The sequence below is a fragment of the Desulfoprunum sp. genome, from assembly GCF_053613775.1.
Map to the genome: position 1 here is coordinate 1,284,758 of NZ_JBSHXH010000004.1, position 14,517 is coordinate 1,299,274.

Annotated in this window: 12 protein-coding genes and 1 tRNA gene; 8 read left to right on the top strand and 5 right to left on the bottom strand. The window is 65.1% G+C overall.

The window, feature by feature from the left end:
* Window positions 1-54: 54 nt before the first annotated feature.
* Window positions 55-1,557 carry an HD domain-containing protein gene (locus ACWGKN_RS09835; protein WP_052159585.1) on the bottom strand — a complete coding sequence of 501 codons (1,503 nt, stop codon included), beginning with the start codon at window positions 1,555-1,557 and terminating at the stop codon, window positions 55-57.
* 108 nt (window positions 1,558-1,665) lie between these two features.
* Between ACWGKN_RS09835 and ACWGKN_RS09840 the strand changes: the two genes are divergently transcribed.
* Window positions 1,666-2,658, top strand: coding sequence for a tRNA-dihydrouridine synthase (locus tag ACWGKN_RS09840; protein WP_052159595.1), 993 nt, complete (start codon window positions 1,666-1,668; stop codon window positions 2,656-2,658).
* A 7-nt stretch (window positions 2,659-2,665) separates the two neighbouring features.
* Here the strand turns inward: ACWGKN_RS09840 and ACWGKN_RS09845 are convergent, their stop codons facing one another.
* Both ACWGKN_RS09845 and recN read right to left on the bottom strand, forming a co-directional pair.
* Complete coding sequence (locus tag ACWGKN_RS09845) at window positions 2,666-3,706, bottom strand: adenine nucleotide alpha hydrolase family protein (RefSeq protein ID WP_035225968.1); 1,041 nt, start codon at window positions 3,704-3,706, stop codon at window positions 2,666-2,668.
* The gene (recN, locus tag ACWGKN_RS09850; protein WP_035225965.1) at window positions 3,703-5,391 is read right to left on the bottom strand and encodes a DNA repair protein RecN; all 1,689 of its coding nucleotides are present in this window, start codon (window positions 5,389-5,391) and stop codon (window positions 3,703-3,705) included. The genes ACWGKN_RS09845 and recN overlap by 4 nt, the downstream gene beginning before the upstream one ends.
* A gap of 163 nt (window positions 5,392-5,554) precedes the next feature.
* On the opposite strand from recN, the gene ACWGKN_RS09855 reads away from it, so the two are divergent.
* From ACWGKN_RS09855 to ACWGKN_RS09870, 4 genes are all read left to right on the top strand, one after another.
* Complete coding sequence (locus ACWGKN_RS09855; RefSeq protein WP_035225962.1) at window positions 5,555-6,073, top strand: metal-dependent transcriptional regulator; 519 nt, start codon at window positions 5,555-5,557, stop codon at window positions 6,071-6,073.
* A gap of 157 nt (window positions 6,074-6,230) precedes the next feature.
* Window positions 6,231-7,424, top strand: a complete 1,194-nt coding sequence (locus ACWGKN_RS09860) for a deoxyguanosinetriphosphate triphosphohydrolase family protein (protein WP_052159584.1) — start codon at window positions 6,231-6,233, stop codon at window positions 7,422-7,424.
* Window positions 7,421-9,196: a chloride channel protein gene (locus ACWGKN_RS09865; RefSeq protein ID WP_035225959.1), complete on the top strand. Its 1,776-nt coding sequence runs from the start codon at window positions 7,421-7,423 to the stop codon at window positions 9,194-9,196. The genes ACWGKN_RS09860 and ACWGKN_RS09865 overlap by 4 nt, the downstream gene beginning before the upstream one ends.
* A gap of 120 nt (window positions 9,197-9,316) precedes the next feature.
* Window positions 9,317-9,393: transfer RNA gene (locus ACWGKN_RS09870), tRNA-Arg, on the top strand.
* Window positions 9,394-9,430: 37 nt separating this feature from the next.
* Here ACWGKN_RS09870 and ypfJ read toward each other — a convergent pair.
* Complete coding sequence (gene ypfJ / locus ACWGKN_RS09875; RefSeq protein WP_035226059.1) at window positions 9,431-10,288, bottom strand: KPN_02809 family neutral zinc metallopeptidase; 858 nt, start codon at window positions 10,286-10,288, stop codon at window positions 9,431-9,433.
* A gap of 478 nt (window positions 10,289-10,766) precedes the next feature.
* Between ypfJ and ACWGKN_RS09880 the strand changes: the two genes are divergently transcribed.
* The 3 genes from ACWGKN_RS09880 (at window position 10,767) to ACWGKN_RS09890 (ending at window position 13,154) form a co-directional block, all read left to right on the top strand.
* Window positions 10,767-11,240: a response regulator gene (locus ACWGKN_RS09880; protein WP_424255901.1), complete on the top strand. Its 474-nt coding sequence runs from the start codon at window positions 10,767-10,769 to the stop codon at window positions 11,238-11,240.
* A gap of 80 nt (window positions 11,241-11,320) precedes the next feature.
* Window positions 11,321-11,788 carry a DUF1499 domain-containing protein gene (locus ACWGKN_RS09885; RefSeq protein WP_424255903.1) on the top strand — a complete coding sequence of 156 codons (468 nt, stop codon included), beginning with the start codon at window positions 11,321-11,323 and terminating at the stop codon, window positions 11,786-11,788.
* Window positions 11,789-11,819: 31 nt separating this feature from the next.
* Window positions 11,820-13,154, top strand: a complete 1,335-nt coding sequence (locus ACWGKN_RS09890) for a replication-associated recombination protein A (protein ID WP_452095122.1) — start codon at window positions 11,820-11,822, stop codon at window positions 13,152-13,154.
* Window positions 13,155-13,167: 13 nt separating this feature from the next.
* Here ACWGKN_RS09890 and ACWGKN_RS09895 read toward each other — a convergent pair whose 3' ends face one another.
* Window positions 13,168-14,514 (bottom strand): sensor histidine kinase, encoded by a 1,347-nt coding sequence (locus tag ACWGKN_RS09895; protein WP_452095123.1) that lies wholly within the window; start codon window positions 14,512-14,514, stop codon window positions 13,168-13,170.
* Window positions 14,515-14,517 lie beyond the last annotated feature (3 nt).

Sequence of the window (14,517 nt, forward strand, 5' to 3'; positions counted from 1 at the left end):
TTAGTCCATTTGGTTTTCTTTGACAAGACGAAATCAGCGGGTTACCGGCGGTTGTCACGGCTGTTCGGCGCCATCGCCGCCACCGTTGGCGACAAAGGCCGCAACCCACGCGAGCGCCTCGTTCCTGGCGGTGATCCGGCCCTCGACCCGCAGGGCCTCGAGCTCCCGCAGGATGGTGCGGAACAGGGGGCCAGGCGTCAGGCCGAGTTCGGTAATCAGGTCATCGCCGGTGAGCAGCGGCGGTCCGGCCGCCACCGGCCGGATATCCTCTTCGATGATCCGCAGCACCTGGCCGAACAGCTCGACCAGTTCCGCCTCCATCCGCGGCGGCTTCTTGTCGCCGCGGCTGGCCAGGCTGTCGGCCATCGCCAGCAGGAAGAGGCCGTCGAGGTCGGCCCCGGCCCGCTGGCTCAGTTTCAGCACCGCCCGTTTGCTGAGCGGCTCGCGGCGGCGGACGTTGCACAGGTGGAAGGGGTGCATGTGCATGGCGATCAGCTGCCCGGTCCGCTCCCGCTCCTCCTTACCCCATTTCAACCGCTCTGCAAAGAGGTGAAAGATGCGGCGGCCGATCTCGTCATGATTATAGAAGGTGATGCGATCACCCTCGGATGCGGCCGCCCTGGCGGCGGGCTTGCCGATATCGTGGCACCACGCCGCCCACTTCAGGCAGCGCCGCACCGGCCCGGCGGCGAGATAGGCCTCCAGCCGTCCCGCCGCCGGCGGATAGTACCGCCCCGGTCGGGCGATGATCGCCTCCATGGCCTCGAAGGCGGCAAAACAGTGATGAAAGACATCGAGATGATGGAATTCCGGCTGCTCCACCCCCACCCCGGCATAGAGTTCAGGAACGATGTGCCGCAGCAGCCCGGCCGCAGCCATGGCCCGGAAGGTCGGACAGGCCCGCGGCGAATCCATGATCAGCCCGAGTTCATAATTGATCCGCTCCACCGCCGGCCTGGCGATCAGACCGGCACAGCGGCCGATCTCGGCCAGACTGGCCGGATCGAGGGCGAAGTCCAGGGTCGCCATGAAGCGGAAGCCGCGCAGCATCCGCAGCGGGTCGTCGTCATAGGCCCCGGGGCAGCCCCGGAGGATGCCCTGCCGCAGATCGTCGCAGCCGCGCAGCGGGTCGACCAGCACCGCCTCCCGGCCGTCGCCGAGTCCGTCCAGCGGCACCGCCATGGCGTTGACGGTATAGTCCCGGCGGCACAGATCCTCTTCAATTGTTCGGGCCCGCCCGCGAAAACCGGCGAAATCCACGGTCAGTCCCCGCCAGACGACCCGGGCGACATCCTCGCCGGTCCGGCCGAGGTCGACATAAGCCCCACCGCCCAGCAGCGCGATCAGCGCCCGGCAGCAGCCGGCGGCATCCCGGGCCACCGTCAGATCGAGATCACCGGCGGTAAGGCCCAGCAGGCAGTCGCGAACGGTGCCGCCGGAAATGAAGAGCTCGCCGTAACCGGCGCCAAGCCGCCGCAGGGCTGCGCCGATCTCCGACGGCCATGGTTCGAGCAGGCCCGCCAGCCGCTGCCGTTGGACCGTCCTTTCATTTTTCATCGTTGTTGACTATACTCCCGCCTCATTCGTTTCAACACCACCATGTGGCCAGTGTACCACACCCGGGAAGCGATGGACAGCTCCCGGCCGACCGAATTCCCCCGGACTATGACAGCGAACCAGAGCCCCACCCCCGCCGGACCACCGCCCTTCCTCACCCTCGCCCCGCTGCAGGGAGTGACCGAAGTCCTGTTCCGCAATATTTTCGCCCGCCACTTCCCCGGCTTCGACGCGGCGATGGCCCCCTTCGTCAAGCCCCAGGGACAGGCCCGTTTCCCGGACAAGCTGCTGCGCGACATCCTCCCCGAACTGAACGGCGGCCTGCCGCTGATCCCGCAGCTGCTGCACAACGATGCCGCCAATTTCCTGGCCGTGGCCGACCGGATCGCCGACCTCGGCTATCACGAGATCAACTGGAACCTCGGCTGCCCGGCGCCGATGATCGTCCGCAAGCAGCGGGGATCCGGCCTGCTGCCCCATCCCGAGCTGGTCCTCGCCCTGCTCGACGCGGTCGTTCCCCGGCTGCGGCTCGGCCTGTCGATCAAGACCCGGCTGGGCCTGCACGACAAAGGCGAGCTGCCGGCCCTGCTGCCCCGGCTCGACGCCTACCCGTTGACCGAGATCATCATCCACGCCCGCCTGGGCAGCCAGCTGTACGAGGGCCGGCCCGATCTCGACGGCTTTGCCGCCTGCCTGCCCCTGACCCGGCACCGCCTCGCCTACAACGGCGACATCGTCGATGTCGCCGGCTTTGTCGCCCTGCAGCAACGGTTCCCGCAGATCGACCGCTGGATGATCGGTCGCGGCGCCCTCGCCGACCCCTTCCTGCCGGCGGCGCTCAAGGGCATGGCCAGGCCCGGACAGGCGGAAAGGACCCGCCGAATCCGGATCTTTCACGATGAGCTGTACGCCGCCTACCGCGAGCGGCTGGCCGGGCCGAGCCACCTGCTGGGACGGATGAAGCAGCTGTGGGCCTACCTCATCGCCTCCTTTCCAGGGCGGGAGAAGCTGTTGAAGAAGATCACCAAGGCGATGAGCGAAGACCAGTACCGGCAGGTCGTCGAGCAGCTGTGGGAAGGACGGGAATCGGCGAGGGGCTGAACCGTCCTCAGAGCATCCAGCCGGCAAAGTCTTCGTCGGCGAGCGGCGCGGCGGCAACATGCCGCGCGCTGCCGGACAGGGTGATGACGATCTCGCCGGCCCGGGGCCTGCCGTCGATCTTGCGGGCATAGCGGGCGACCAGGGCGGCGGCGAGGTCGAGGTCGGCGGCCATGACGGCCGGCTCGGGGTAACAGCGGGCGGCCCGGCGAACGACTGCGATCGGGCCCGGCCGGTCATTCATCCGCAGCACCGCATCGTCGGCGGCGGCCAGCGCCAGCAGGCGGTCATTCTCGGCCTTGACCCGGCCGACCACCAGCCAGCCGCCGCCGGGCAGGACGAACTGACGGCCGACCAGCAGCAGGCGGACATCGGCGACGGTGAGGTCGGCGATCGGCAGCGCCAGCTGACCGCCGTAGAGCCGCTCGATCCGGCGGCTGAGGATCGGATCGGCGAGGATGCAGCCCCCGGCCGGGGAGGGAAAATCGCCGATCCCGAACTCCTCGGCCAGGGCGATCTGGCGCGATCGGCCGCGGCCGCTGAAATCGAGCAGGCGGGAGCGGTCGACCAGCCCCTGCTGTTCCGCCAGGGTCTCCGGCATGAGTCTGGCGGATAGCGGCCGCAGCAGGATGGAGCGGCTGCCCGAGTCCCGGCCGATGACGTTGAGGGTGTCGCGCCGCTGCGACATCGGCCGCTGCCCGAGGACCTCGCCGGTCACCAGGAACGAGGCCCCGACCGCCGCCATCATCTCTTTGGCCCGCCGCAGCATCATGATCTTGCAGTCGATGCAGGGATTGAAGTGCCTGCCGAAACCGTGCCGCGGGTGGCGCAGCAGTTCCAGGTAGCCCTCACTGATATCCTCGACCACCACCTCGATGCCGTATTTGTCCCGGATCTCCCGGCGGTAGCCGGCCACATCGGCAAGAAGGTCATAGTGGAAAAAGGGGGTGACGAACTTGACCGCCAGCACCTCGATCCCCTGGGCGGCCACCACCCGGGCCGCCAGGATCGAATCGAGACCGCCGGAAAACAGGGCCAGGGCCCGCGTCATGCCGCCGCCTCGCCCTTGGCCAGCAATTCCTCGGCCCAGGCCTCGGTATGGCCGGAGACCGATTCCCCGGCCAGCATCCGCGCCAATTCCCGGACCCGCTGCGGCCGGGTGAGCGGCAGGACCTTCGACAGGGTCCGGCCGTCCACCACCTCCTTGGCCACCTGGAAGTGGAGGTGGCCGCGGGCGGCGATCTGCGGCAGGTGGGTGATGCAGAACACCTGGTGATGGCTGGCGAGTTCGCGAATCTTGCGCGCCACCGCCTCGGCCGCTTCGCCGCCGATCCCGGCGTCGACCTCGTCGAAGATGACGGTATCGACCATGTCGCGGCGGGCGAACAGGCACTTGAGCGCCAGCATCAGGCGCGACAGTTCCCCGCCGGAGGCCACCCGGGCCAGGGGTCGGGCCGGCTCGCCGGGATTGGCGGCGAAGAAGAACTCGATCCGGTCCCAGCCGCTGGCCCGCAGGTTGGCCGGGACCGGTTCGATCACCTGCCAGTTGACAATGAAACCGGCCTGCCGGAAGGCCAGCGAGGCCAGCTCGGCCGTCATCGCCCGCTCCATCTCGACCGCCACCTCCCGCCGCCGGGCGCTGAGCCGGGCGGCCAGGGCGCAGGCCTCGACCTCCAGGGCCGCGGTCTGTTGCTCCAGTTCCCGGCCCCGCGCCTCCATTCCTTCCAGCTGTTCCAACTCCTGCCCGGCCGCCGCGGCGAACCGCAGAACCTCGGCCAGAGTCTCGCCGTACTTGCGTTTCAGGCCCTGCAGCACATCGAGGCGCTCGCCGACCCGCTCCAGACGGAACGGGTCGCTCTCGAGCGAATCGCGGTAATGGCGGAGTTCGAGGGCATAGTCTTCGGCGAGGAAACTGTAGCCGCTCAGGTCCTCGGCCAGTTTCGCCGCCTGCGGATCGAGGGCCACCACCTGTTCCATGTTGCGGCGGATCTGGGCCAGACCGTCGATGAGGGTCGTCGTCAGCAGCGCATAGCTTTCCTGGCTCAACCGGATCAAGGCGTCGGCGCTCTTCAGCCGTTTTTTCTCGGCGGCAAGCTGCTCGTCCTCACCCTCGACCGGAGCCGCTCCCATGATCTCATCCACTTGATATTTGAGAAAATCCTTCCGCCGTTCCTTGTCCTGCTCCTGACGCCGCAGCTGTTCGAGTTCGGCACGGCATCGCTGCCAGCGCCCGAAGACTGCGGCGTATTCCTCCCGCTGCGGCCACAGGTCGCCCAAAGTATCGAGAAAATCGAGGTGCAGCTGCGGTTGCAGCAGCTGCTGGTGGTCGTGCTGACTGGCGATGCTGAGCAGGTCCGCCGTCAGGTCCGCCGCCTGCCGGGTCGTCACCGGCGAACCGTTGATATGGAGCTTGCTCCGGCCGGCGGCGGTGATCATGCGGCGGATGATGACCGTATCATCATCGCCGAGACCACTCTCCGTCAGCAGCCGGCGAAGCCGGCTGTTCTCCGGCTTCAGAACGAAGACCGCCTCGACGGTGCAGGAATCCATGCCGGACCGGATCCAGTCGGCGGAGACCCTGCCGCCCGCCAGCAGCCCGAGGGCCCGCATCATGATCGATTTGCCGGCTCCGGTCTCCCCGGTCATGACGATCAGTCCGGTTCCATCCCCCTGCTCGAAGTCGAGATGGAGGGACTCGATCAACGCCAGGTTTTCAATTCGCAATTCACTTAACATCGGTTTTCTGCCGGTACACGTGCTTCATGTTCATCGCCGCTTGACGATATGGCAAAAGGACAGTAGGTTACGGTCGTATAACAGGGCTTTGGAGACTTGGCAACCGGTTTTCCCGCCGATTTCAGATCACTGCCCGATCCTCCGCGCCCCGAAATCGACTCGCATGAAAAAGAAAAAAGATCTCAGCGCCAGCCTGGAAGACTATATCGAGGCCATCCTTCATATAGTCAACGAAAAGCATGTGGCCAGAAGCAAGGAGATCGCCAGCCGGCTCGATGTCAGCCGGGCCTCGGTCACCGAGGCCCTCAGGGCTCTGGCCCGCAAAGGCCTGATCAACTACGCCCCTTACGAGGCGATCACGATGACAACCAAAGGGCGGAAGGTCGCCAAGGATGTCATCTTCCGCCACAACACCCTGAAGCAGTTCTTCATCGAGGTCCTGGCCATCGACCGCCCGACCGCCGAAGAAGCTGCCTGCCGGATCGAACACGCCGCGCCGCCCGAGGTTATCGCCCGGATGATCAGCTTTACCCAGTTCATGCAGTGCTGCCCGCGCGGCGGCGAGGATCTGATCAAGGGATTCGCCAGCTTCTGCGCCGAGGGCCGGACGCGTATCAGTTGCGAGGAGTGCCTTTCCGGCTGCCTCGAGCAGGCCAAAGGCCATGACGACGTAAAGATCTGAGCCACAGGGACCGGCTCCCGGTCTCGCCATCGCCAACCGGCGATCGCCCTCGGCGCATCGGAACCGGTTGGAACAGCGTGCATTTTCCGCCAATCCAGGTATACTATCGAGCCTTTCCGGAAGCCCGCGTCATTTTTCCTTTGACCTGACCAGCCGCATGCCAGACAACAGCAATCCCACCGCCCTTTTTTCCCGCCTGCACGCCCTCGATTCCGACGAGGAGCGCCGGCTGTCACCGGCCGCGGCCCCGAGCCGGCAGGCAGTCAGACGCAGGGACGATGAACGGCCGGGCTATCGCCAGCAGTTCGCCCTCGACGCCGACCGCATTCTCCACTCCCGGGCCTACACCCGCTATATCGACAAGACCCAGGTTTTCTGCCTGGTCGCCAACGACCATATCACCCACCGGGTCCTCCATGTGCAGTTGGTGGCCAGGATCGCCCGCACCATCGGCCGTTTTCTCGGCCTCAACGAGGACCTGATCGAGGCCATCGCCCTCGGCCACGATATCGGCCATCCCCCCTTCGGCCACGGCGGCGAGGTCTATCTCTCCCGCCTCTGCCGGGAGCACGGCCTCCCCCCCTTTCAGCACAATATCCAGTCGGTCCGTTTCCTCGACCGTCTGGAACGCAAGGGCCGGGGGTGGAATCTGAGCCTCCAGACCCTGGACGGCATCCTCAGCCACGACGGCGAGATCGACAGCGGCCGCCTGAGCCCGACGCCGCTTGCCTCCTTTGCCGAATTCGACCGGCGCCTGCAGGCCAAGGAAGAGGAGCCCGGGCTGAAACTGGTGCCGGCCACGCTCGAGGGCTGCGTCGTCCGCCTGGCCGACACCATCGCCTATATCGGCCGGGACATCGAAGACGCCATCATCCTCGGTCTGATTCGGCGAAACGACATCCCCGAGTCCTGCCGAAGAAGTCTCGGCGACTCCAACGGCACCATCGTCTACACCCTCACCACCGACCTGATCACCGCCAGCACCGTGCCGGCCGCCGGTGACACGGCCACGGACATCACCCCCGCCGTCGGCTTCAGCGCCGAGATCGCCCACGCCCTGCATGAGCTCAAGGCCTTCAATTACGAGCGGATCTACCTGGCGCCGCAGACGCGGAAGGATCTGCCGCTCATCGGTGAATGCTACGCCGCCCTCTTCACCACCTATCTCGATGGGCTGGAATCAGGCCGCCGTCCGCCCGGCCAGGTCGACCTGATGACCGACATGAACCGCAGCTACCTCGACAGCCAGCCGCCGGCGGCCATGGTCCGCGACTACATCGCCGGCATGACCGACGATTTCTTCCTCAGCCAGGCAGCGGCAATCGGCTGCGCCATCCCCGAGAAACGATGAGAAAGACCCTCCGCCAGTTTCTGCCGGGTGAAAACACCCGGATGATACTTATCGCCACCTGCATCGGTCTGGGCGCCGGCCTGATGACCATCGTCTTCCGCAGCCTGGTCGACGCGGTCCATGCCCTGGTCTTCGACGGTGGCGCCAGCCTGCTCGGCATCGACCGGGGCGGCTGGCACCTGCTGCTGCTGCCGCTGCTGCCGCTGGCCGGCATGGTGCTGCTGATCCCGCTGTCGCTGCTGTTTCCGGGGGAGGTCAACGGCTACGGTCTGCCGGCCTTCCTCCGCAAGGTCAATCTCGAGAACGGCATCATCCGGGCGCGGACCATTGCCCTCAAGATCATCGCCACCGCGCTGACCATCGGCACCGGCAATTCGGCCGGGGTGGAGGGCCCGATCGCCCAGATCGGCGGGGCGATGGGGTCCCAGGCCGGTCAATTCTTCCGGGTATCCGGCAACCGGTTGAAGGTCTTCATCGCCGCCGGGGCCGCGGGCGGCATCGCCGGGATGTTCAACGCCCCGATCGCCGGCATCTTCTTCGCCGCCGAGATCGTCCTCCTCGGCACCTACGAGATCTCCTCCTTCGCCGCCCTGGTCATCGCCTCGGCGATGGCCACCGTCGTCACCCGCGGCTGGTACGGCGAGATGAGCGTCTTCACCATCCCCCAGTATTCGGTGGTCAATTACCTCGTCGAGATCCCCCTTTACTGCCTGATGGCGATCTTCATCGGCCTGGCCGCCGTTCTCTTCATCCGGGTCTTTTACGCGGTCCGGGACCGCTACCGGGCAATCGCTCTCCACCCCCAGCTCAAGCCGCTGACCGGGGCCCTGCTGATCGGCGGCATCGGCATCTTTTTCCCGCAGGTGATGGGCGACGGCTACGAGTATATGGAAGATGTCCTCCATGGCCAGGGCATCGCCTGGGTCATGCTCGCCCTGGTCCTGCTCAAGATCGTCGCCACCTCGATCACCCTCGGGTCCGGCGGGGCCGGCGGGGTGTTCGCCCCGTCGCTGTTCATCGGCGCCGTCCTCGGCGGGGCGTTCGGGTCCGTCACCCACCGACTCATGCCCGATCTGACCGCCGGGTCCGGGGCCTACGCCACCGTCGGCATCGGCGCCTTTCTCGCCGCGGCGACCCACGCCCCGATGACCGCCATCTTCCTGCTGTTCGAGCTGACCGGCAACTACCAGATCATCATCCCGATCATGATCACCTCGATCATCGGCACCGTGGTGGCCAGCAAATTCTGCGAGGATTCGATCGACACCGTCGATTTCAGCCGGGAAGGGATCAATATCCACGAGGGGCGCGAGACGGTGATCCTGAAATCGCTGAAGGTCGGGGCCGCCGTCAGCGATGAGGTCTACTATATCAGCGAGGATGCCAACATCAAGGAACTGCTGCAGATCTTCAGCATGGGCAAGGGCTTTTATTTCCCGGTCATCGACACCTCGGGCAAGATGACCGGGATCGTCTCGCTCCAGGATGTGAAGAATATCCTCCATCGCGAGGAGAAGGAACGGATCGCCTACAAGGTGGGGGGAATCTGCAACCGCAACATTATCATGCTGACCCCGGACGATTCCCTCTTCGCCGCGATGCAGCTCTTCGATATCAAGGGCATCGAGGAGATCCCGGTGGTGGAAAGCCTCGAGGAGCGGTGGGTGGTGGGGATGCTCAAGCGCCGCGACGCCCTCGATCTCTACAATCGGGAGGTGCTGCGGCGGGGGATCAACGCCAAGGTCGGATCGCAGGGGCTTGGCGGCCGTTAGCGGCGTTACCGGGAACAAGGACGCGGCGGGGAGCCCGGGACCGCCGTTTTTTCGGCCCCGGTTCCAGCACAAGGGCTTGACCTTCGCCGGCGGAAATGGTATCGGAAAGCTCTCACGCACGCACCCGTAGCTCAGCTGGATAGAGCACCAGGCTTCGAACCTGGGAGTCGGGGGTTCGAATCCCTCCGGGTGCGCCACTCTCACCAGACTCCCTGCCGATTTGTTCCTGCCCCGTTACAACGTTTTCGCCTGGAAGGTATCGCAACTGCCGATCTCGCCGGCCTGGAAGCCGCGCCGGAACCAGCTCACCCGCTGCGCCGAACTGCCGTGGGTGAAGGAATCAGGGGTGATCTGGCCCTGCGAGCGGCGCTGCAGCCGGTCGTCGCCGATATTCGAGGCGGCGTTCAAGGCCTCTTCGATATCGCCCGGTTCGACCACCTGCCGCACCCGGTCGGCATGGCTGGCCCATATCCCGGACAGGCAGTCGGCCTGCAGTTCGAGCCTGACCGACAGCCGGTTGTATTCGACCTCGGCCACCCGGCCGCGCTGCGCCGCAACCTTATCGCTGATCCCGAGCAGGTTCTGGACATGATGGCCGACCTCATGGGCGATGACATAGGCCTGGGCGAAATCGCCCGGAGAATCGAGATCGGCCTTGAGGTCGTGATAGAAGGCCAGGTCGATATAGACCTTGCGGTCGGCCGGGCAGTAGAACGGCCCCATCGCCGCCTGGGCGAAACCGCAGGCCGATTGCACCGCCCCGGAGAACAGCACCAGCTTCGGTTCGCTGTAGGTCCTGCCGGCCGAGGCAAAGACCTCGTTCCAGGTGTCTTCGGTATCGGCCAGCACCACCGCCACGAATTCGGCCAGTTCCTGCTCTTCGGCGCTCGGCTGGTAGGGGGCCGACGAGTCGGGGGACGATTGCTGCACGGTTTCACCGATGTTGAGGATCAGGGCCGGATCGATGCCGAAATACATGGCGACCAGGGCCAGCAGCAGGATGCCGATGCCGCCGCCCTTGAATCCCCTCGGGACCCGACTCCCCCGCTGGTCCTCGATATTGCCGCTCCTCCGTCCTGTCTGCCAGCGCATGGTTTCCCCTCCTCCTGTGTTGTGACTTGAACGATAGCCGTTGCCGATACGAACCGGCGGTTCGACACCACTGCCGGCGATCCCGACCTTGGACCGCCCGATCGGCGTTGGCCGCAGCCAGGCAGGCCATTGATCTCCGCCCCTGGCCCCCTTCCGGGGATTGCCCATGCCATGAACCTTGCCGCAGGAGCCGGATATATCTTTCGGGATCTCTCCGGTCGCCGCGACAATTCCGTGTATTTATCTGGACTTTCATTATATATTCGATCAATCGATAAAATCAACGGGTTGATCCACTGTTCATTCATGCGGCCGGCCACCGGCCGGGGGCCGGCGGATGTCGACTTCACCTCGAGCGGCCGGGAGCCAAATTTGTCTGCGGCCGTCCACTTCCTCCTTGCACCGCCGATCAGGAATCAATACTGTACATGCAAAGACGGCAAACCGGCCCTTCGAACTCTTCCCCTCTCAATTCGCCATGACACGGTCTTCCTCCGCCACATCCCTTCTTCTTGTCGACGATGAAATAGAATTCACCGAAATCATGGCCCAGCGCCTGCATAAACGGGGGTTCCCGATAACCACGGCGACCGAGGGAGCGACCGCCCTGCGGCGGCTGGAGGAACATGCCATCGATGTCGTCATACTCGATGTGGCGATGCCCGGCATGAACGGGATTGACATCCTCAACGCCATCGGGGAACGCCAACCGCTGGTCGAGGTGATCATGCTGACCGGCCAGGCCACTGTCGGCACGGCGGTCGAAGCGATCAGGCACGGGGCCTTCAATTACCTGAAGAAACCTTGTGAAATCGAGGATCTCATCGCCCAGATCGATAGTGCGATGGACCGCCGGATGGAGCGCCAGAAAAAGGTCCTCGAGGTACGGATGACGCCGTATCTCTCCCCTGAAAGGCGTGCAGAAATGATTTCCGCTATCCTCAAGAGTTGACATCGGCACCCGAAGCCCCGCCGGCCAACCGACACGATGCCCCGTCAACCGATCATCACCGCCCAAGGAATGCGACACCGATGACAGACAAGACCATATTTCTCATAGTTCTGATCCTCGCAATCGTTGTGGCCCTCGCCATCCTCAAAAACGGCCGGACGCCTGATGCCGTCGGCCTGCGCCAGGGACGGCTGTCGCCTCTGCCCCCCACACCCAATGCGGTCTCAAGCCAGACCGAGGATGAACAACGCCACGTGGCGCCGCTCGCGTTCACCGGTGACCGGCAGGAGACCCACCAGGCTCTGCGGCAGGCAATCACCGGCTATCCGGGCAAGGTGAAGATCGTCACCGATACGCCGGCATATATCCACTGCGTGTTCAGCAGCGCCACGTTCGGCTTTCGCGACGATGTCGAATTCCTGTTGGACGATACCAGCCGCGTCGTCCATTTCCGCTCCGCGTCGCGCCTCGGATACTCCGACCTGGGGGTCAATCGCCGCCGCTACGCAGCCCTCGCGGCGCTGTACCGCCGCCCGCCCCGACAATGACGATTTCCCGCTCCCGGATACGGACAAAACCATGCCCAGACAGCTGCCGATGACCGGCGACGACGACAACACAGCCCGGGACATCCCCCTGGCCGAGAGGGCCCGCCCCCGCGAACTGGCCGACCTCTTCGGCCAGGACAGGCTGCTGCGGCCGGACTCGCTGCTCCGACGGATGATCGAGCAGGACAGCTACAGTTCCTGTATCCTCTGGGGGCCGCCCGGCACCGGCAAGACGACGCTGGCCCGGATCATCGAACGCAAGACAGGGCACGCCTTCGTCCCGTTCAGCGCCGTACTGGCCAAAATCACCGAGGTCAAGGAACTGATGGAGAAGGCGCGCCGGCTCCTCCTGGCCGAGGGCCGGCGGACCATCGTCTTCATCGACGAGATCCACCGCTTCAACAAATCGCAGCAGGACGCCTTCCTCCCCTACGTCGAATCTGGGGCGATCATCCTCATCGGCGCCACCACCGAGAACCCGTCCTTCGAGGTCATCCCCGCCCTGCTCTCCCGCTGCCATGTCTTCGTCCTCGAACCGCTCGGCGATGGGGAAATCAGAAACATCCTCGGGCGAGCCCTCACCCTCGTCGGCCGCGATCTCCACCTCGACGACGCAGCCCTCGCCCTGCTGGCGGAGAAGGCCGGCGGCGATGGCCGCCGGGCCCTCAACCACCTGGAGATGGTCTGCCGCAACGCCGACCGCGGCGACCGCATCGACGCCGAGGCCGTCGAGAAGGCCCTGTCGCACCGCTCGCTGTTTTACGACAAGGGGGGCGAAGAGCACTACAACCTGATCTCGGCCCTGCACAAGTCGATCCGGGGCAGCGACCCCCAGGCGGCCCTGTATTGGTTGGCGCGGATGCTCGAGGCCGGCGAGGACCCGATGTACATCACCCGGCGCATGGTGCGACTGGCCACCGAGGACGTGGGACTGGCCGACCCGCAGGCCCTGGTGCAGGCGATCGCGGTCAAGGACACGGTGCACTTTCTCGGCATGCCGGAGGCCAGCACCGCCCTGACCCAGCTCATCGTCTACCTGGCGACGGCCCCGAAGAGCAATGCCACCGAGGTGGCCTACAACTCGGCCAAGGCCGACGCCATCGCCACCAGCCATCTCAAGGTGCCGCTGCATATCCGCAACGCCCCCACCGCACTGATGAAGGATCTGGGGTACGGCCGGGGCTACCGTTACTCGCATGACTTCACCAACCGCTACAGCTATCAGCGCTGTTTTCCGGAGCAGATGGAGGAGAAGACCTATTACCGGCCTTCGACCTTCGGTTTCGAAAAGGAGATCAAAAAACGTCTCGACTGGTGGGCGGGCCTGAGACAGCAGCAGGAAGAACAGGAAAAAAAGGACGGTTAGCGGCGGCCGCTGATCACGCCGATGCCGGCGGCCGCCCCATCTCGGTCTTGATCGCCCGGACGAACTGGCTCATCGTGTACGGTTTCTTGACAAAACCGCCGACCCCAAGCTGCATCGCCGCCTTGACGTCGGCGCTCTCCGAGAAACCGCTGACGTTCCAGACGACGGTCAGGCCGAGCCCCGTCCCTTTCTTTCCCATCACCTTGCGGGTGTAGAAGGGCTCGAAGATATGCGCCCGGTATTCTTCGGGGATGCCGGGACCGTCGTCGCCCACCTCGAGCACCGCCTGGCCGCCATCGGCCAGGTCATCGACCCCACCCGGCTCCTGGCGTGAGGTCCTGACGACGACGGATCCACCACCGGGAGCAACGGCTTCGACCGCGTTCATCACCAGATTCATGATCACTTTCTGGATATGGACCGGTGAGCAGTTGATCCGGACGTTGTCCGATGCATCCACCACCGTCACCTTCACTTCCGGATGCAGCCGCATCATCGCCTGAAATTCCGCCGATCCCACGTACTCCTCGACCAGGGAATGGAGCGCGACATTCTGTTTGATCCGCGCACTGCCCTTGGCCAGGGTGAGCAGGTCGGCGACGGAATCGTATCCCATCATTGCCGCCAGCGCCGGGTTGATCTCAAGCAGGGTGCCGTCCAGGCGGGCGCGATAGATCCCTTCCAGGGCCGAGACGAAGAGCTCCCAGTATTTTTCCTCCGCCTCGCTGATTCTCTGGAAGGCCGCGATGCGTTCGAGGGCGCTTTCCATCAGGCCGGACAGGGCCTGGACGAAACCGGCCTCTCCCGGCGACAGCTGCCGGCCGTCCGTCTGGGCGACAAACTGGAGGGAAGGCCCGTCGGCGGCGCTGTTCCACCGTTTGACCGGCAGTGTGAGCAGGAAGCCGGCTTCATGTTCATCCGGTTTCCGGCGGACCGGCAGGTTTTCCTCGATCTTGTCGGCGGCGATACGAAAGACCTCTGCCCTGTCATCGGCCCGGGAGAATTGTTCGGCCGCCAGATTGAGGGCCTGCAGTTTGCAGGTTGAGTCCTCGATCTCTTTGAGCAGAGCATTGACCTGCCGCATCAACTCGCCCAACTGGTCGGGCACGCCGGGATTGACGATCCGGGCGGTAAAATCGCCGGCGGCATATCTTTTCAGAATCGCCGAGGCCTCGATGATGCGCGGGACGACCATCCGGTGGACGAGAAACGCCGAGATCAGCGTGGTCAGGATGATCGCCAGGGCGGCCCCCAGACTGAAAAACAGGATAGTGCCCATCTTCCGGTCTTTGATCGCATCGGCCGAGATCCTGACGTAGAGCCCTCCCGGCAGGGTGCCTTTGGCCGTCAGGGGGGTCACGTT

What these genes read in the sequence shown, in the direction of transcription:
- ACWGKN_RS09835 (WP_052159585.1), bottom strand. Translation starts at nt 1,557, where the DNA reads ATGAAAAATGAAAGGACGGTCCAACGGCAGCGGCTGGCGGGCCTGCTC.
- ACWGKN_RS09840 (WP_052159595.1), top strand. Translation starts at nt 1,666, where the DNA reads ATGACAGCGAACCAGAGCCCCACCCCCGCCGGACCACCGCCCTTCCTC.
- ACWGKN_RS09845 (WP_035225968.1), bottom strand. Translation starts at nt 3,706, where the DNA reads ATGACGCGGGCCCTGGCCCTGTTTTCCGGCGGTCTCGATTCGATCCTG.
- recN (WP_035225965.1), bottom strand. Translation starts at nt 5,391, where the DNA reads ATGTTAAGTGAATTGCGAATTGAAAACCTGGCGTTGATCGAGTCCCTC.
- ACWGKN_RS09855 (WP_035225962.1), top strand. Translation starts at nt 5,555, where the DNA reads ATGAAAAAGAAAAAAGATCTCAGCGCCAGCCTGGAAGACTATATCGAG.
- ACWGKN_RS09860 (WP_052159584.1), top strand. Translation starts at nt 6,231, where the DNA reads ATGCCAGACAACAGCAATCCCACCGCCCTTTTTTCCCGCCTGCACGCC.
- ACWGKN_RS09865 (WP_035225959.1), top strand. Translation starts at nt 7,421, where the DNA reads ATGAGAAAGACCCTCCGCCAGTTTCTGCCGGGTGAAAACACCCGGATG.
- ypfJ (WP_035226059.1), bottom strand. Translation starts at nt 10,288, where the DNA reads ATGCGCTGGCAGACAGGACGGAGGAGCGGCAATATCGAGGACCAGCGG.
- ACWGKN_RS09880 (WP_424255901.1), top strand. Translation starts at nt 10,767, where the DNA reads ATGACACGGTCTTCCTCCGCCACATCCCTTCTTCTTGTCGACGATGAA.
- ACWGKN_RS09885 (WP_424255903.1), top strand. Translation starts at nt 11,321, where the DNA reads ATGACAGACAAGACCATATTTCTCATAGTTCTGATCCTCGCAATCGTT.
- ACWGKN_RS09890 (WP_452095122.1), top strand. Translation starts at nt 11,820, where the DNA reads ATGCCCAGACAGCTGCCGATGACCGGCGACGACGACAACACAGCCCGG.